The 16,700-nt window shown below is 73.3% G+C and carries 12 protein-coding genes; 8 read left to right on the plus strand and 4 right to left on the minus strand.

The window, feature by feature from the left end; translation table 11 throughout:
* The first annotated feature begins 243 nt into the window (after nucleotides 1–243).
* From ACFVYK_RS32830 to ACFVYK_RS32860, 7 genes are all read left to right on the plus strand, one after another.
* On the plus strand, nucleotides 244–1,617 hold the full coding sequence (locus tag ACFVYK_RS32830; protein WP_389780312.1) for a hypothetical protein: 1,374 nt from the start codon (nucleotides 244–246) through the stop codon (nucleotides 1,615–1,617).
* 14 nt (nucleotides 1,618–1,631) lie between these two features.
* Entirely contained in the window at nucleotides 1,632–2,660 is a 1,029-nt protein-coding gene (locus tag ACFVYK_RS32835; RefSeq protein ID WP_389780314.1) for a glutamate ABC transporter substrate-binding protein, read from the plus strand.
* A 77-nt stretch (nucleotides 2,661–2,737) separates the two neighbouring features.
* Nucleotides 2,738–4,075, plus strand: coding sequence for a hypothetical protein (locus tag ACFVYK_RS32840; RefSeq protein WP_389780315.1), 1,338 nt, complete (start codon nucleotides 2,738–2,740; stop codon nucleotides 4,073–4,075).
* 2 nt (nucleotides 4,076–4,077) lie between these two features.
* The gene (locus ACFVYK_RS32845; protein WP_389780316.1) at nucleotides 4,078–6,801 is read left to right on the plus strand and encodes a tetratricopeptide repeat protein; all 2,724 of its coding nucleotides are present in this window, start codon (nucleotides 4,078–4,080) and stop codon (nucleotides 6,799–6,801) included.
* Between the two features lie 3 nt (nucleotides 6,802–6,804).
* Nucleotides 6,805–8,403 (plus strand): PP2C family serine/threonine-protein phosphatase, encoded by a 1,599-nt coding sequence (locus tag ACFVYK_RS32850; protein WP_389780317.1) that lies wholly within the window; start codon nucleotides 6,805–6,807, stop codon nucleotides 8,401–8,403.
* A gap of 146 nt (nucleotides 8,404–8,549) precedes the next feature.
* Nucleotides 8,550–9,896 carry a VWA domain-containing protein gene (locus ACFVYK_RS32855; protein ID WP_389780319.1) on the plus strand — a complete coding sequence of 449 codons (1,347 nt, stop codon included), beginning with the start codon at nucleotides 8,550–8,552 and terminating at the stop codon, nucleotides 9,894–9,896.
* Between the two features lie 48 nt (nucleotides 9,897–9,944).
* Nucleotides 9,945–11,807, plus strand: a complete 1,863-nt coding sequence (locus tag ACFVYK_RS32860) for an FHA domain-containing protein (protein ID WP_389780321.1) — start codon at nucleotides 9,945–9,947, stop codon at nucleotides 11,805–11,807.
* A gap of 33 nt (nucleotides 11,808–11,840) precedes the next feature.
* Here the strand turns inward: ACFVYK_RS32860 and ACFVYK_RS32865 are convergent, their stop codons facing one another.
* A complete protein-coding gene (locus tag ACFVYK_RS32865; RefSeq protein WP_389780322.1) occupies nucleotides 11,841–12,932 on the minus strand; it encodes a methyltransferase domain-containing protein in 1,092 nt (363 codons plus the stop codon).
* Between the two features lie 235 nt (nucleotides 12,933–13,167).
* Between ACFVYK_RS32865 and ACFVYK_RS32870 the strand changes: the two genes are divergently transcribed.
* Nucleotides 13,168–13,581: a globin gene (locus ACFVYK_RS32870; RefSeq protein WP_389780324.1), complete on the plus strand. Its 414-nt coding sequence runs from the start codon at nucleotides 13,168–13,170 to the stop codon at nucleotides 13,579–13,581.
* 159 nt (nucleotides 13,582–13,740) lie between these two features.
* On the opposite strand, the gene ACFVYK_RS32875 is transcribed toward ACFVYK_RS32870, so the two are convergent.
* Genes ACFVYK_RS32875 through ettA form a run of 3 tightly spaced genes read right to left on the minus strand, consistent with a single transcriptional unit; the run spans nucleotide 13,741 to nucleotide 16,511 of the window.
* Nucleotides 13,741–14,421 (minus strand): hypothetical protein, encoded by a 681-nt coding sequence (locus tag ACFVYK_RS32875; RefSeq protein WP_389780326.1) that lies wholly within the window; start codon nucleotides 14,419–14,421, stop codon nucleotides 13,741–13,743.
* Nucleotides 14,418–14,840: an acyl-CoA thioesterase gene (locus tag ACFVYK_RS32880; RefSeq protein WP_389780327.1), complete on the minus strand. Its 423-nt coding sequence runs from the start codon at nucleotides 14,838–14,840 to the stop codon at nucleotides 14,418–14,420. Before ACFVYK_RS32880 ends, ACFVYK_RS32875 begins: the two co-directional genes overlap by 4 nt.
* A 6-nt stretch (nucleotides 14,841–14,846) precedes the next feature.
* On the minus strand, nucleotides 14,847–16,511 hold the full coding sequence (gene ettA / locus ACFVYK_RS32885; RefSeq protein WP_389780329.1) for an energy-dependent translational throttle protein EttA: 1,665 nt from the start codon (nucleotides 16,509–16,511) through the stop codon (nucleotides 14,847–14,849).
* Nucleotides 16,512–16,700: the final 189 nt, after the last annotated feature.

Below are 16,700 nucleotides of genomic sequence, written 5' to 3' on the forward strand. Positions count from 1 at the left end.
CCCGCACGCCCGCCCCGCATGTCCGCCCCGCACGCCCGCCGCGCACGCCCGCCCCGTACGCCCGCCCCGTACGCCCGCCGCGCACAACACGAGCCCCCGGTGAAGGAACCGAACACCCGCCGAAGACGTATTCATGAACAGGGGTGACTGCGATCTGATCAAGATCGAGTGAAGGCCGGTGCGCACGACACCTCCCGCCAGCGATACTTACCGGCGGGAGATGACCATGGGGGAGGTCAAGCAGTGGCAGACCTGGCAAGCCCGCCGACCGGCACGACACCACCGCCGACACGCCGTACGGCGTTCGCCGAGGGTGTCGACACGGTCCGCGCCGCCGCGACGACCGAACCGGGGCGGCTCCGTATCATCGGCGCCTTCCTCGCGCTGCTCGTCCTCGCGTTCGGCGCGGTGACGGCCTGGCAGACGACCGACCGCGCCGCCGCCGCCGACGACGTGCTGCACAAGAGCCAGCCGCTCAGCTCGGCCGCCGCCGACATCTACCGCTCGCTGGCCGACGCCAACACGGCGGCCTCCAGCGGCTTCCTGGCGGGGGGCCAGGAGACGGCGGCGTCCCGGCAGCGCTACGAGGAGGACATCGACAAGGCGGCCGGCGAGCTCGTCACCGCGGCCAGCAACGCCGATCCGGGCTCCCCCTCCACGGAGTTCATCACCCGGCTGAACAAGCTGCTGCCCGAGTACAAGGGCCTGGTGGAGCGCGCGCGCACCTACAACCGGCAGGGCTTCCCGGTGGGCGGCGCCTATCTGCGCTACGCCAACGAGAAGATGCAGGACCAGATGCTCCCGGCGGCGGAGGACCTCTACAAGCTGGAGAACCGGCGCCTGCGGGACGACTACGGCGACGCGACCCCCTACCCGTGGGCGGCGATCGCCCTGGGCGTGGTGGCGCTGGCCGCTCTGGCCTGGGCGCAGCACCGCAACTACCGCCGTACGAACCGGGTCCTGAACCACGGCCTGGTCGCCGCGTCTGCGGCCACCGCCGTCGTCCTGCTGTGGCTGGTCGTCGGCCACACGGTGGCCCGCTCGGGTCTGAACCACTCCTACGACGACGGCGTCCGCTCGCTGAACGTCCTGCACGACGCCCGGATCGCCTCCCTCAAGGCACGCGGCAACGAGAACCTGACGCTGGTGTCGCGCGGCGCCGAGACGGTGAAGGTGACGGCCGACGGCGACGAGATCACGCTCGACAAGTACGACCACGAGTTCACCACCGACATGAGCGCCCTCGACAAGGGCCTCACCCTCGCGGCGAAGCTCGCCGACGACGGTTCGGGCCAGAAGCCGGTGGCGACGGCCGAGAGCAACATGGCGGAGTGGAAGAAGCGCCACACCGCGGCCCGCACCCTGGACGACAACGGCAACTACGAGCAGGCGCTGGCCCTGGTGATCGGCGGCAAGGACGCGACCGGCGCGTGCTTCGACGGCGTCGACAAGAACCTGGCGATCGCGCTGGCACACGAGCAGGCCGAGTTCCGACAGGCCGCGGGAAACGGTCTGGACGCCATGACCGGCCTGTCGATCGGGGCCGCCGTGCTCGCCGTGCTCGCCGCCGCGGGCGCGGTCCTCGGCATCGGCCGCAGACTGTCGGAGTACCGGTGATGGGGGGCGTGACGATGCGTGCGCGACGTGTGCGGGCCGGGCTGAGGGGCTGGGGCGGGGTCGGGGCGATGGCGGCCGTCTGCGCTCTCGCGCTGGCGCTCGTGCTGATGCTGCCGCGGGTCGGCTCCGGCAACGCGGCGAGCCCCGGCCGAAGCGGCCAGAAGGCCGCCTCCGCGAACCAGGCGGCGGACGCCGACTGCAAGGATCCGGAGAAGCAGACCCTGGCGCCCTCGGCCGCGGACGGCCCGACGATCGCCGCGATCAAGGCCCGGCAGGGCGAGAAGCGCAAGCTGATCGTCGGCGTCGACCAGAACAGCTACCGCTGGGGCTACCGCGATCCCAACAACACCGGGGCGGCGCTGGAGGGCTTCGACATCGACCTGGTCCACCGCATCGCCCAGGACATCCTCGGCGACCCGGACGCCGTCCAGTTCAAGGCCATCCCGACCAACCAGCGCGTCCCGGCCATCCAGGAGGGCCGGGTCGACATGGTCGTGCGCACGATGACGATCTCCTGCAGCCGGCTGTCCGACGTCGCGTTCTCCGCTCCCTACTTCAAGACCGGCCAGCAGGTCCTCGCCCCCAAGTCCTCGAAGATCACCGGCTATGACGACACCCTGACGAAGTCCAGGGTCTGCACGGCGGCAGGTTCCACGGCCGACACCAAGCTGGCCGACGACAAGAAGACCGGCCGGCTCGGCGCCGGCGTCGACATCTCCACCACCGTCCCCAACCAGCTCGACTGCCTGGTGCGGTTGCAGCTCGGCGAGGTCGACGCGGTGGTCACCGACGGCGCGCTCGCGGCCAGCCAGGCCGCCCAGGACCCGACGGTCGAACTCAAGGGCGCCCCCTTCACGACCGAGTACTACGGCGTGGCGATGAAGAAGGACGCCGGCGATCTGGTACGCCGGGTCAACCAGATCCTGGTGCAGTACCGCGCGAGCGGCTGGCAGGCGTCGTACGACAAGTGGCTGTCGGCGACACTGGGCGCCGACGCGGCGACATCCAGGCCGCCCGCGCCGCAGTACCTGCGCACGAGCTGACGGGCCGCCGGGGCAGGACGGCGGAGCGGGGCGGGCAACTACCGAGCGGGCAACCGAACAGCAGCGAGAGGTGATCGATGGGCGTCACGGGACCCCCCGGGCCGGTGATGGACCGGGACGAGGTCGACCGTGCGCTGGCGCGGCTCGGCGCGGAGCACGAGGCGATCGAGACCTCGCTCCTCGCCCTGCAGGACCACGCGGGCCGCAGGCTCCTCGAAGGCGCCGAACTCACCGGCGTCACCAAGGAGCGCTGGGCTTCGGCGGAGGCGTCGATCACGTTGCTGTGGGCGTACTTCGACGCGTACACGGGTGCGCTGCGCGGCGCCCGCGAGATCCGTTCGCGCCGTCGCTGGTCCAGTCGCGAGGACCTGGTGGAGCTGACGGAGCTGCTGCGCGGCGAGTGCGTCACCGTCGCCGGATCGGTCGTCGGCTCGGCCGCCGGCGCCGTCGAGACCTCGCCGCCGCAGAGCACGGCCAAGCTCAGCGAGAGCTTCTCCCTCACCGGCCTCGTCGACCGGATGAACGAGCTGTACGCGTCCTCGCTCGACATGGTCGTGACCGCCGACGCGGTGTGGTCGGCGCTGCCCGCGCGGATAGATCTACTGGCCGCCGAACTCCAGCGCACCCGCCGGCTGGCGCACTCCGTCGGCGTCCGCCCCGGCGAGCACCCGGCCGGCGACGACCTGGAACGCATCACCCGCACCCTGACGTCCCTGCGCGAGCAGGTGGTGTCGGACCCGCTGGCCTTCTGGGTGCGCGCGCAGGGCAGCTCCGCGCCGGGCGGCGGCCGTCCGGACACCACGGTGTACGACCGTGAGGCGCGCGCCCTGGAGGACGTGCGCCGGGAGATCGACGCCGTCCTGACGGTCCGCCAGGACGCGGAACAACGGCTGGTGCGGCTGCGGGACCTGCTCAGCCGGGCCGACCGCACCCTCGCCGAGGCGCGCACCGCGCGCGGCGAGGTGCTGGCGAAGATCGCCGCCACCGAGGTGCCGGTGGTCAGCGGCCCGCCGACCGCGCTGCAGGAGCAGCTCGCGACGGCCGCCGAGTACCGCCGGCACGCCCAGTGGCACCGCCTGTCCCCGCTCCTGGAGTCCCTGGAGCAGAAGGCGGAGGACGAACTGCTGCGCGCCCGCGAGTCGTTGAGCGCGGTCACCCAGCCGCTGGCGGTCCGGGCGGAGCTGCGCGGCCGTCTGGACGCGTACAAGGCGAAGGTCGCCCGGCACGGGCTCGCCGAGGACCCGTTCCTCATCGAGCGCTACGACGCGGCGCGCCGCATGCTGTGGAGCGCGCCCTGCGATCTGCGCGTCGCCGAACAGGCCGTCCTGCGCTACCAGCAGGCGGCGGCCGAACTGCTCACGGCGCCGCGCGTGCCGGATCAGGGCGGGCCTCAGGACCGTAGGGGGGAGCAGTAGCCATGAGTCAGGCAGGGCAGTCGTGTCAGCGGCCGGGCTGCGAGGGGTCGTACGAGGACGTGGGCGGTGGCGAGCTGTACTGCGACACCTGCGGTCTGGCTCCGGTCGTCGCGTCCGGGGGTTCCTTTTCCGGGCAGGGCCTGGTCGGCTCGCCGCCGACCGGGGTGACCCGGGCCGGCAGGAGCGGCACGGACAGCGCCGGTTCCCGCTCCGGCGCCGGGAGTTCCCGCAGCGCCCGCAGCACCCGTACGTCGTCGCAGTCGTCGAAGTCGCGCCGTTCGGTGTCCGGGCGGCTGTCGCGCTCGCTGTCGGGCAGCTCCACGGGCCGTTCGGTGTCGGTGCGCAGTTCCGGCTCGACCGCCGGCTCCTCCGGCCGGGCCCGGCTGGGCGTCGGCCTGGTCTCGGTGCCGCAGGTGCCGCGTCCCGACCCGCGCGCCATGGTGCTGGACAACCCCGAGGTGCCCGAGCGCAAGCGGTTCTGCTCGCGCTCCGACTGCGGCGCGCCGGTGGGCCGCGGGCGCGGCGAGCGGGAGGGCCGCACGGAGGGCTTCTGCACCAAGTGCGGCCACCCGTACTCCTTCGTGCCCAAGCTGAAGGCCGGCGACGTCGTGCACGGGCAGTACGAGGTCGTGGGCTGCCTCGCGCACGGCGGCCTCGGCTGGGTCTACCTGGCCGTGGACCGCGCGGTGTCCGACCGCTGGGTGGTCCTCAAGGGCCTGCTCGACACCGGCGACCAGGACGCGATGGCCGCGGCCATCTCCGAGCGGCGCTTCCTCGCCGAGATCGAGCACGCCAACATCGTGCGGATCTACAACTTCGTCGAGCACCTCGACCAGCGCACCGGCTCCCTCGACGGCTACATCGTCATGGAGTACGTCGGCGGCAAGTCCCTCAAGGAGATCGCCAACGCCCGCCGCGCGTCCGACGGCAAACGGGACCCGCTGCCGGTCGAGCAGGCGTGCGCGTACGGCATCGAGGCCCTGGAGGCGCTCGGCCATCTGCACAGCCGCAACCTGCTGTACTGCGACTTCAAAGTCGACAACGCGATCCAGACCGAGGACCAGCTCAAGCTGATCGACATGGGCGCGGTCCGCAGAATGGACGACGACGAGTCGGCCATCTACGGCACGATCGGCTACCAGGGGCCGGAGGTCGCCGAGGTGGGGCCGTCGGTCGCCTCCGACCTGTACACGGTGGGCCGTACGCTCGCCGTCCTCACCTTCGACTTCCAGGGCTACACGACCGCCTTCGTCGACTCGCTGCCCGACCCCGACACCATCGAGGTCTTCCGCCGGTACGAGTCGTTCTACCGGCTCATGGTCCGCGCCACCGACCCCGACCCGGCGCGCCGGTTCGCCTCCGCGCAGGAGATGGCGGAGCAGCTGACGGGCGTGCTGCGCGAGGTCGTCTCGCTGCAGAGCGGCCGGGCGCGGCCCGCGCTGTCGACGCTGTTCGGGCCGGAGGTCAAGGTCACGGACACCGAGCTGTTCCCCAAGCTGGACGGGGAGGTGTCCCGGCTGGGCGCACGGGCGCGGGTCGCCCCGCGTCGGCTGTTCGGAGGTTCCGGAGCGGCCCGGCCGGTTCCGGCTCTCGCCGGCGGGACGGCCGGCGCGGCCACACCGTCCGGGGCCCCCGGCGCCGCTCCCGGCCTGCCCGGCACGCCCGGCGCCGCACCGGCCCTCGCCTTCGCGGGCGGCGTCGGCGTCGTCCCCGCGGGCGGCCCGCTGCCGGGCGCGGGCGGTGCGTCGCCCTCCGCGGCCGGCGGCACGCCCGCGGTCGTCCCCGGCGGCCTGGTGAGGACCGTCCCCGCGCCCGCCGCGGCCCTCGCGCTGCCCGTCCCCCACGTCGACCCCTCCGACCCCAACGCGGGCTTCCTCGCAGGCCTGTTGGCGTCCGCGCCGGCCGAGCTGATCTCGGCCCTCACGGCCGCGCCGGCGCCGTCGGTGGAGACCCGGCTGCGGCAGATCCGCGCCTGGCTGGAGAACGGCGACCACCAGGCCGCCCTCGCCTCCCTCCGGAAGCTGGAGGACGAACGGTCCGACGACTGGCGGGTGGTCTGGTACCGGGGCGTCGCCTCGCTGGTCACCGGCGACCACGAGGGCGCCGCGCTCGCCTTCGACGCCATCTACGACGCCTTCCCGGGCGAGCCCGCGCCCAAGCTGGCGCTCGGCCTGTGCGCGGAGGTGCTGGGGCAGCTCGACAACGCCGCCGAGTACTACCGCCTGGTGTGGTCGACCGATCCCAGCTATGTGAGCGCGGCCTTCGGTCTGGCCCGCGTGCAGCTGGCCGCCGGGGACCGCGGTCGCGCCGTGCGGACGCTGGAGTCGGTGCCGGAGTCGTCCATCCACTACACGGCGGCGCGGGTCGCGGCCGTGCGCGCCCGGCTCCGGCAGCGGACGGCCCTCGCCTCCGACGTACCCTTCCTGGAGGACCTCACCGCCGCCGCGGCCCAGGTCGAGGCGCTGGACGCGTACGGCCTCGACCCGACGCGGCGCGAGCAGTTGTCCGCCGAAGTCCTCGGCTGCGCCCTCGACTGGATACTCTCCGGTGGCCGGGGCGCCGCGCCGGCCGCCCGGGTGCTGCTCGGCAGCGAACTGGACGAGCGAGGGCTGCGCTTCGGCCTGGAGCGCTCGTACCGCACGCTGGCCCGGCTGGCGACCGGCGGCGAAGAGAGGATCGACCTGGTGGAACGTGCCAATCGTTACCGCCCCCGGACGTGGGTGTAGTCAATGTCGCAGATGCCCCGGCAGGCCGCCCTGCCGACGTGTCCGAGCTGCGCGGAGCCGCTCGACGCGGGTGACCGTTTCTGCGGTGCGTGCGGATACGACCTGTCCGCCGTACCGCCGCGCCCGGACGACCACCCCACCCTCACGATGAACGGCTCCGCGCAGCCGGCTCCCGCGGAGCGCACGACGGAGTCCACAGGAGTCGCCGGGTTCGCGGGAGCCGCGGGATCCTCGGGGTTCGCGGGAGCCGAGGCGGTGGCGGCGAACGGGACGACGGCGCCGGGCGCCCCGGTTCCCGGCGCCGCCGCCGTCCCCGGCGCGCTCCACGGCGGGCCCGATGCGGCCCATGGTGCGGCCGGTCCGGCCCACGAGGTCGGCGCTGTGGCCGGTCCGGCCCACGAGGTCGGCGGTGCGGCCGGTCCGGCCCACGGGGTCGGTCCGGCCCACGGGGTCGGTGGGGTGGCCGGCGTCCCCGGTGCGCCCGGTGCGCCCGGTGCGCCCGGGGCCCCGGTGTCGCCGTCGCTTCCCGGGGCCCCGGTGCCGCCGCCCGCCGCGGCCCCCGCCGCTCCGGTCCCTTCCGCTCCGGTTCCCGGCGTCCGGTTCGACCGGCCCTCGGAACCCGACGAGTACGCGCTGCAGGCGCCCGACCCCCGGGTGGCCGCCGAGGCCGCCGCGGTGGCCGAGACCGCCACGGTGTGCGTGGCCTGCCGTGCGGGCCGGGTCGACGACGACGGGTACTGCGAGAACTGCGGGCACGCCCAGCCGCGCGAACGCGACCACATGGAAGCCGAGTCGGGCCCGATCGCCGCCGTCAGCGACCGCGGCCTGCGCCACCACCGCAACGAGGACGCCTTCGGCCTCGGCTGCACCGCGCTGCCCGACGGGTCGCCCGCGCTCGTGGCGATCGTCTGCGACGGCGTGTCCTCCGCCACCCGCCCGGACGACGCATCCCTGGCCGCCTCGAAGGCGGCGAGCGAGTCCCTGCTGACGGCCCTGCCGCAGGGGGCGCACCCGCAACAGGCGATGCACGAGGCGATCGTCGCCGCCTCGCACGCGGTCAACGCGCTGGCCGACGAGCCGGCCACGGCCCGCGAGCAGGCCCCGCACCAGAACGCACCCGCCTGCACACTCGTCGGATCGGTGGTCACCTCCGGTCTCCTGGTCGTCGGCTGGGTCGGCGACAGCCGCGCGTACTGGGTGCCGGCGGACCGCAGTTCGCCCCCGGCCCGGCTCACCGAGGACGACTCGTGGGCCGCGCAGATGGTCGCCGCGGGCCTGATGAGCGAGGCGGAGGCCTACGCCGACGAGCGCGCCCACGCCATCACCGGCTGGCTCGGCGCCGACGCCTACGAACTGGAGCCGCACACCGCTTCCTTCAAGCCGGACCGGCCCGGTGTGGTGGTGGTGTGCACGGACGGCCTGTGGAACTACGCGGAGGGCGCCGAGGAGATGGCCGAGGTCCTCCCGCCGGACGCCGGCGTCCGGCCGCTGCACAGCGCCCGGGTCCTGGTCGGTCACGCACTCGACGGCGGGGGCCACGACAACGTAACAGTGGCCCTCGTGCCGTTCCCCGTCCCCGCCCAGGGGGCAGGATCGGCCTGAGGCCGCGGAACCGGGAACAACGGCAGCACCGGGACACCGGCGGCACGGGGAAGCACGGGGAAGCACGCCCACGGACCGGTGGGGACCGGTCCGGTCCAGACATCGCCCCGCGAACGTGGGGTTTTCCGAGGGGGATCTGAGCAGGCATGGCCAATTTCTCGAAGTCGAACGTGCCGCAGTTCTCGGTGGACGTCTACCAGAACGAGTACCTGCCCGAGGGCGGCCGCGAGGTCAGCGCGATCGTCACGGTCACCGCCACCGGCGGCGGCACGGTGGGCAGCGCGGTCGCCGCGCCCCACCTGTACACCTCGGGCCAGGGCCCGTCCGCCGCCGTGGCGATCATGGTGGACTGCTCCGGTTCGATGGACTACCCGCCGACCAAGATGCGCAACGCCCGTGACGCCACCGCCGCCGCCGTCGACACCCTGCGCGACGGCGTGCACTTCGCGGTGATCGGCGGCACGCACGTCGCAAAGGAGGTCTACCCCGGCGGCGGCCGGCTCGCGGTCGCCGACGCCGACACCCGCGAACAGGCCAAGCAGGCGCTGCGCCGGCTGAGCGCGGGCGGCGGCACGGCGATCGGAACCTGGCTGCGGCTGGCGGACCGGCTGCTGTCCACGGCCGACGTCGCCATCCGGCACGGCATCCTGCTCACCGACGGCCGCAACGAGCACGAGTCGCCGCAGGACCTCAAGGCCGCCCTTGACGACTGCGCCGGCCGTTTCACCTGTGACGCCCGTGGCGTGGGCACCGACTGGGAAGTGAAAGAAGTCACAGGGATCGCCTCCGCCCTCCTCGGCACCGCCGACATCGTCGCCGACCCGGCCGGCCTCGCCGCCGACTTCACGCAGATGATGGAGACGGCGATGGGCAAGGAGGTCGCGGACGTCGCCCTGCGGCTGTGGACGCCGGTCGGAACCGCCGTCAAGTTCGTCAAGCAGGTCGCGCCGACGGTCGAGGAGCTGACCGGACGCCGCACGGAGGCGGGCCCGCGCGCGGGCGACTACCCCACCGGTTCCTGGGGCGACGAGTCCCGTGACTACCACGTGTGCGTCGAGGTCCCGGCGGCGAACGTGGGCCAGGAGATGCTGGCCGCACGGGTCTCGCTGGTGATCCCGCAGCCCGACGGAAGCGTGCACAACCTGGGCGCCCAGGGGCTCGTGCGGGCCGTGTGGACCGACGACATGGCCGCCTCCACCTCGATCAACCCCCAGGTCGCGCACTACACCGGCCAGGCCGAACTGGCCCAGGTCATCCAGCAGGGGCTGGATCTACGCAAAGCGGGCGATATGGATGGAGCGACGGCCAAACTGGGCCGGGCCGTGCAGCTCGCGAGCGCCTCGGGGAACGCGGATACTGCGAAACTGCTTGCGAAGGTGGTGGACGTGGTCGACGCCACGACAGGTACTGTGCGACTGAAGGCCAAGGTCGCGGACGCCGACGAGATGACGCTCGAGACCCGGTCCACAAAGACTGTTCGTGTAAAGAAGTGACCTGAACGAGCTTTTGGGACACCGAAGGAGAGAGGGGGACGCGCCGACATGCCGACCTGCCCGAACGGACACCAGTCGGGTTCCGACGACTGGTGCGAGGTCTGCGGTCACCGCATGGCCGGTGCCGTGCCCCCGCCCCCTCCCCCGCCGCCCCCGGCCGGCGGCGGTTACGGTTTCCCGCCGCCCCCGCCCGGCCCCGGCCAGGGCGGCCAGCCCGGCGGACGTCATCAGTCCTCCGCGTCCGGCCACGAGCCCGAGCTGTGCCCGCAGTGCCGCACGCCCCGCGAGGGCGGGGCGCCGTTCTGCGAGGAGTGCCGCTGGAACTTCCTCACCAACACGGCGACCTCGTACACCCCGGCCGCCCCGCGCCCGCCGGCCTCCGGTCCGGGCGCGGGACCGGGCGGCCCGGGTCCCGGCGGTCCTGGCCAAGGCCCCGGCGGTCCGGGCGGTCAGGGCCCCGGCGGTCAGGGCCCCGGCGGTCCGGGCGGTCAGGGTCCCGGCGGTCCGGGCGGGCGGTTCCAGCCGCCGCCTCCGTCCTACGGGGGCAGCGACTCCTTCGACTACCAGGGTTCCCGCCCGTCCCAGGTGAACCGTCCCGCCGAGCCGATCCCGCCGTTCGGCGGTGAGCCCTCGGGGCCCGGCGGCCCCAGGGGTCAGGGTGGTCCGGCCGGCGGTCCCCCGCCGTTCGGACGCGAGCCCTCCGGTCCCGGCGGCCCCGGTGGCACCGCCGGCGGTCCGCCGCCCGGCGCCTATGGGCGTGAGCCGTCCGGCCCGGGCGGCAGCCCGTTCGGACGCGAGCCTTCCGGTCCCGGCGGCCGGCCCCCCGGCCCGCCCGGCGACCCCTTCGGCCGCGAGCCGTCCGGACCGCCCGCGGACCCCTACCGACGTGAGCAGCCCGGGCAGTCCTCCGACCCCTTCGGCCGCGAACCCGGCGGCCCGTCCAACGACCCCTTCGGCCGCGAGCCCTCGGGCCCCGGCGGCCGTCCCCCCGGCCAGGGTGGTCCCGGTGGTCCCGGAGGTCCCGGAGGTCCCGGAGGTCCCGGTCAGGGTGGCCCGTCCGGTTTCGGCGGCGACCCCTCGCGGCCGCTTCCGCCGCCGCCCGGCACGCCCACGGCCGGCCCCGGCTTCCTGGGCCAGGGCGGTCCGAGCGGCCAGGGCGGCCGCGGCGGACAGAACGGTCCCGGCGGCCAGGGCGGTCCCGGCGGCCAGGGCGGTTACGGGCAGGGCGGTGGCCCAGGAGGTCCGGGAGGTCCCGGCGCTCCGCAGGCCTTCCAGCCCACCGGTCCGTCTGCCCCGTCCGGCTTCCCGCAGGAGACCGGCCGTCCCCAGCCCGGCGGCCCCTTCGGCGGCGGTGACGACGACTGGGTCCTGTCCCCGCCGTCGAACACGGGCCCCGGCCAGGGCGACCCCAGGAACTCCGGCCCGGGCCAGGGCGGCGGCTACGGCTACCCGCAGCCCGGCGGCGCCCCGCAGGCTCCGCCCGGTCCGTCGTTCTCGCAGCAGCCGACGACCTGGACGGCGACGATCGGCCCGGACCGCGCGTACTTCATGGCGATGATGCACCGCTCGGGCCCCGAGGCCGCGGGACTGAACCTGCCCGCGTACTCGCCCGAGCAGCAGCGCACGCTCACCGGCAACCAGATCACCATCGGCCGCCGTCGCCACTCCACCGGCGAGACCCCCGACATAGACCTGTCGGTGCCGCCGGAGGACCCGGGCGTCTCTCACCAGCACGCGGTGCTGATCCAGCAGCCGGACGGCGGCTGGGCCGTCGTCGACCAGAACTCGACGAACGGCACCACGGTGAACGGCTCGGAAGAACCGATCCAGCCGTTCGTCCCGGTACCGCTGCAGGACGGAGACCAGGTGCACGTGGGCGCCTGGACGACGATCACGATCCGCCGCGGCTGAGCGAGGCGAGACCCCGCCGCCTCCGCCGGCCCGCTAGGCCCGCGTCGCGGCGGGATCCGGCGAACCCGGCAGGGGCCACGCGTACGGGCCTTCGGGCGCGTCGAGCCAGGCCCACGCGTGTCCCGGGCCGACCGTGACGCCGTAGCGCTCCCGTCCCGGCATGCCCTCGCGCTCCCACAGTGCGTACGCCTCCTGCGGGTCCAGGACACCCCGCGTGAGGGCCAGCAGGAAGCGGAACAGGTCGCTCTCCCTGGCCCGGTGCGGGATCCCGGCGAGCGCCACCGGCTCCGGCTCGGGCCGGTCCGCCCCGCGCAGCGGCACGAAGTAGGCGGCGGTGTGCAGGAAGCGTCCCTCGGCATGCCCGGCGTCCCGCACGGTCAGCCTGATCAGCCCGGTGGCCAGCGGCGCCAGGATCAGGGCGCCGGGGGTGCACTGGGCAAGCCAGGCGGGCGGGATCGACGCGAGCGTGCAGGTCGCGACGATCCGGTCGAAGGGCGCGCGCTCGGGGACGCCGCGCGCCCCGTCTCCGGTGACGACGGCCGGCCGGTGACCGGCGTCGGCGAGGTGCCTGCGGGCGGACTCGGTGATCTCCGGATCCAGGTCGACGGTGGTGACGTTCGCGTCGCCGAGCCGGTACGACAGCAGCGCCGCGTTGTAGCCGGTGCCCGCGCCGATCTCCAGGACCCGGGCGCCCTCCTCGACCCGCAGTTCGGCCAGCATCAGCGCCATCAGGGAGGGCTGGCTGCTGGAGGAGAGGAGTACGCCGTCGCGCAGCCGGGTGGCCAGCGGGACGTCCTCGTAGGCCCCGCGCAGCCAGCGTTCCCTGCCGCGCGGGTCGGGGCTCTCGCACCAGCGCCGCTCGTAGCCGGTGGCGCCGCTGACGTAGTAATAGGGCACGAAAAGATGGCGCGGGACGTCCGCGAACGCCTCCCGCCACCGCGGGTCGACGACGAAGGCGCCGCTCGCCTCGATCTCGCGCACCAGCGCGGCCCGTGCCGACGCGGCGAGACCCGCGAGCCTTCCGCCGTCCCGGCCGCCCCCGCCGTCCCGGCGGTCCCAGCCTTCGCGGTCGCCCCAGCCGTTCCCGCGGTTTCCGCCGTTCCCGCCGAGTTCGTGCTCGCCCATGCCTCCACTGTGCGGCGCGGCACGCCCCGAGGCGAACAGAGCGGCCGACGCGCGTGTCGGCGGTCCGCGGCCGGCGTCCCCGGCCGTCGCCCGGGGTCCTGGCCGTCGTCCGGGGCGGGGGCAGCCGTCCGGGGTCCTGGCCGTCGCCCGGGGCGGGGGCAGTCGTCCGGGGTCCTGGCCGTCGTCCGGGGTGGTGGTCCTAAGCCTTGAGTCCTCCGTCTTCGCGTCTGAGACCATGGGAGACGTGAAAGAGATTCGGCGCGGCACGCTTCAGGAGCAGACCTTCTACGAGCAGGTCGGTGGGGAGGAGACCTTCCGCCGGCTGGTCCACCGTTTCTATCAGGGAGTCGCCGGGGACCCGATCCTGCGGCCGATGTACCCGGAGGAGGACCTGGGTCCGGCCGAGGAGCGGTTCGCGCTCTTCCTCATGCAGTACTGGGGCGGTCCGACGACGTACAGCGAGCACCGCGGCCACCCTCGACTGCGCATGCGGCACGCGCCCTTCGTCGTGGACCGGGCCGCGCACGACGCGTGGCTGAAGCACATGCGCGAGGCGGTCGACGAACTCGGCCTGCCCGAGGAGCACGAGCACACGCTGTGGAACTACCTGACGTACGCGGCGGCGTCGATGGTGAACACCCCGGAGTAGTCCCCGGCGAGCGGGGTGACGGGACGAGGGCGGGACGAGGGGCTCCCCCGACCCCGGCGGCCATGCCGTCGACGACCCGCGCACCACGTGCCGTCGACGACCTTGGATCCACCTGCCGTCGACGGCGGGCCTTCGGACTCCGGGCCGACCTCCGGGCCCTCAGCGGACGCTGACGTCGAGCATGCCCAGCCGTCCAGCGCGCCGGACGGCGACGGACCCGTACGGCGTGCGCAGCCGCAGCCACGCGCCGAACGAGAGCAGCGCGAGGTCCCCGGAACGCGTCGCGGGCCGCAGGAACCCCAGTGACTGGGCCGCGTGCACGGCCCGCACGGGAAGACCGGTGTCGCCGACCGTCCGGGACCAGATCTCCCGCCCGATCCCGTCGAGTTCGGCACGCGTGCGCGCCTCGTCCGCCAACTCCTCGCTGCGGGCGCGGAATTCGGCGACGGCCGCGCCGACCAGCGCCCGCAGCGCGTCCGGCGCGGGGAGCCCCGTCTCGGGCCGCCAGCCGCCGCGCGGCGGCAGCACACCGGCCCACGGCGGCCCGGTGACGGCTGCGGGGACGGCCGCCGTCGCGGCCTTCTCGTCGACGGACTCCAGCAGCTCACCGGCCGACACGGTCACGTCCAGCGTGACGTCGAGGCCGTTCTCGTACGGCTTGGCCAGCCGGACCGCGCGGATCGCCAGCACCTCGAAGGACGGCGGCCGTCCGAAGACGGCCAGCGCGGTGCCGGCCGCCTGCAGCCGCACGGCCGCGCCACGGTCGTAGTGGAGCAGCCGGGAGAGGAAGGCCGCGAAGTCCGCCGCCTCCCCCTCGTCGGCGAGGTGGAGCACCGTCATGCGGCGACGGCCTCCTTGCCGGCGTCCTGGTCGTCGTCCTGGTACTCGGCCAGGAACTCGCGCTCCTCGGCGGTGAGCCGGCGCGGGCGCTCGGCCTCGAAGTCGAACGGCACGACGACCGTCGACGCCCGGACGTAGACGTGGTCGCCGTCCTTCACCTCATAGGTGATGGTGAAGGACGCGGCCCTGATCTGCGTGATCCACAGCTCGATGTCCACCGGCGTGTGCCGGTGGACGAGCTGCCGCTTGTAGTCGATCTCGTGGCGCGCCACCACGGACCCCTGCTGGAAGTCCTTCTCCGGACGGAACAGGAAGTCGATGCGGGCTTCTTCCAGGTAACGGATGAAGACCGCGTTGTTGACATGGCCGTAGGCGTCCATGTCGGACCAGCGCAGTGGACAGCGGTAGAGATGGCGCAAGACCGATCAGCCCCGGGTCAGCTTCTTGTAGGTGGCGCGGTGCGGACGCGCGGCGTCCGGACCCAGCCGCTCGACCTTGTTCTTCTCGTACGACTCGAAGTTGCCCTCGAACCAGAACCACTTGGAGTCACCCTCGTAGGCGAGGATGTGCGTGGCGACCCGGTCGAGGAACCACCGGTCGTGGGAGACGACCACGGCCGCACCCGGGAACTCCAGCAGCGCGTTCTCCAGGGAGGACAGGGTCTCGACGTCGAGGTCGTTCGTCGGCTCGTCGAGGAGCAGCAGGTTGCCGCCCTGCTTGAGGGTGAGCGCGAGGTTGAGGCGGTTGCGCTCACCGCCGGAGAGCACGCCGGCCGGCTTCTGCTGGTCCGGGCCCTTGAAACCGAAGGCCGACACGTAAGCGCGAGACGGCATCTCGACGTGGCCGACGTTGATGTAGTCCAGTTCGTCGGAGACGACGGCCCACAGCGTCTTCTTGGGGTCGATGTTCGCGCGGCTCTGGTCGACGTACGAGATCTTGACGGTCTCGCCGACCTTGATGGATCCGGAGTCGGGCTCTTCCAGGCCCTGGATCATCTTGAACAGTGTGGTCTTGCCGGCGCCGTTCGGGCCGATGACCCCGACGATGCCGTTGCGCGGGAGCGTGAAGGAGAGGTCGTCGATGAGGACCTTCTCGCCGAACGCCTTGGAGAGGTTGTTGACCTCGACGACGATGGAGCCGAGCCGCGGGCCCGGCGGGATCTGGATCTCCTCGAAGTCCAGCTTCCGCATCTTGTCGGCCTCGGCCGCCATCTCCTCGTACCGGGCGAGACGGGCCTTGGACTTGGCCTGACGCCCCTTGGCGTTGGACCGCACCCACTCCAGCTCTTCCTTGAGCCGCTTGGCGCGCTTGGCGTCCTTCTGCCCCTCGACCTTGAGACGGCTCGCCTTGGTGTCGAGGTAGGTGGAGTAGTTGCCCTCGTAGGGGTGGGCGCGACCGCGGTCGAGCTCCAGGATCCACTCGGCGACGTTGTCGAGGAAGTACCGGTCGTGGGTGACGGCGACGACGGTGCCGGGGTACTTGGCGAGGTGCTGCTCCAGCCACTGCACGGACTCGGCGTCCAGGTGGTTGGTGGGCTCGTCGAGCAGCAGCAGGTCGGGCGCTTCCAGCAGCAGCTTGCACAGCGCGACGCGGCGGCGCTCACCGCCGGAGAGGGTGGTGACGGGCCAGTCGCCGGGCGGGCAGCCCAGGGCGTCCATGGCCTGCTCCAGCTGGGTGTCCAGGTCCCACGCGTTGGCGTGGTCCAGGTCCTCCTGGAGCTTGCCCATCTCGTCCATCAGGGCGTCGGAGTAGTCGGTCGCCATGAGCTCGGCGACCTCGTTGAAGCGCTTGAGCTTGCCCATGATCTCGGCGGCGCCGTCCTGCACGTTCTCCAGGACGGTCTTGGACTCGTCGAGCGGCGGCTCCTGCAGCAGCATGCCAACGCTGTATCCGGGCGACAGGAACGCGTCGCCGTTGGAGGGCTGCTCGAGCCCCGCCATGATCTTCAGAACGGTGGACTTACCGGCACCGTTCGGCCCGACCACACCGATCTTCGCGCCGGGCAGGAAGCTCAGCGTTACGTCGTCAAGGATGACCTTGTCGCCGTGTGCCTTGCGCGTCTTGCGCATGGTGTAGATGTACTCAGCCAAGAGAAACCGTCCGGCAGCTTGAAATCAGGCAGTGGGCAGATACACCCCATCTTGCCTGAGGTCCACCCCCGGGTGGTAACCCGTTAGGTCGGGGCGCTGTGAGCTGGGGTTTCGCTGTAGACGCCTGGGACCGGCCTGTCACTGTCGGTCACCGAGGAGCACGCCCGGCCGGTCGAAAGTGCCTCGCAC

It is taken from the genome of Streptomyces sp. NPDC058291, from assembly GCF_042880855.1.
Taxonomy (GTDB): Bacteria; Actinomycetota; Actinomycetes; order Streptomycetales; family Streptomycetaceae; genus Streptomyces.

Bases quoted from the DNA above. Each gene is read 5' to 3' on its own strand.
- ACFVYK_RS32835 (WP_389780314.1), top strand. From the start codon at position 1,632: ATGCGTGCGCGACGTGTGCGGGCCGGGCTGAGGGGCTGGGGCGGGGTC.
- ACFVYK_RS32840 (WP_389780315.1), top strand. From the start codon at position 2,738: ATGGGCGTCACGGGACCCCCCGGGCCGGTGATGGACCGGGACGAGGTC.
- ACFVYK_RS32845 (WP_389780316.1), top strand. From the start codon at position 4,078: ATGAGTCAGGCAGGGCAGTCGTGTCAGCGGCCGGGCTGCGAGGGGTCG.
- ACFVYK_RS32850 (WP_389780317.1), top strand. From the start codon at position 6,805: ATGTCGCAGATGCCCCGGCAGGCCGCCCTGCCGACGTGTCCGAGCTGC.
- ACFVYK_RS32855 (WP_389780319.1), top strand. From the start codon at position 8,550: ATGGCCAATTTCTCGAAGTCGAACGTGCCGCAGTTCTCGGTGGACGTC.
- ACFVYK_RS32860 (WP_389780321.1), top strand. From the start codon at position 9,945: ATGCCGACCTGCCCGAACGGACACCAGTCGGGTTCCGACGACTGGTGC.
- ACFVYK_RS32865 (WP_389780322.1), bottom strand. From the start codon at position 12,932: ATGGGCGAGCACGAACTCGGCGGGAACGGCGGAAACCGCGGGAACGGC.
- ACFVYK_RS32870 (WP_389780324.1), top strand. From the start codon at position 13,168: ATGGGAGACGTGAAAGAGATTCGGCGCGGCACGCTTCAGGAGCAGACC.
- ACFVYK_RS32875 (WP_389780326.1), bottom strand. From the start codon at position 14,421: ATGACGGTGCTCCACCTCGCCGACGAGGGGGAGGCGGCGGACTTCGCG.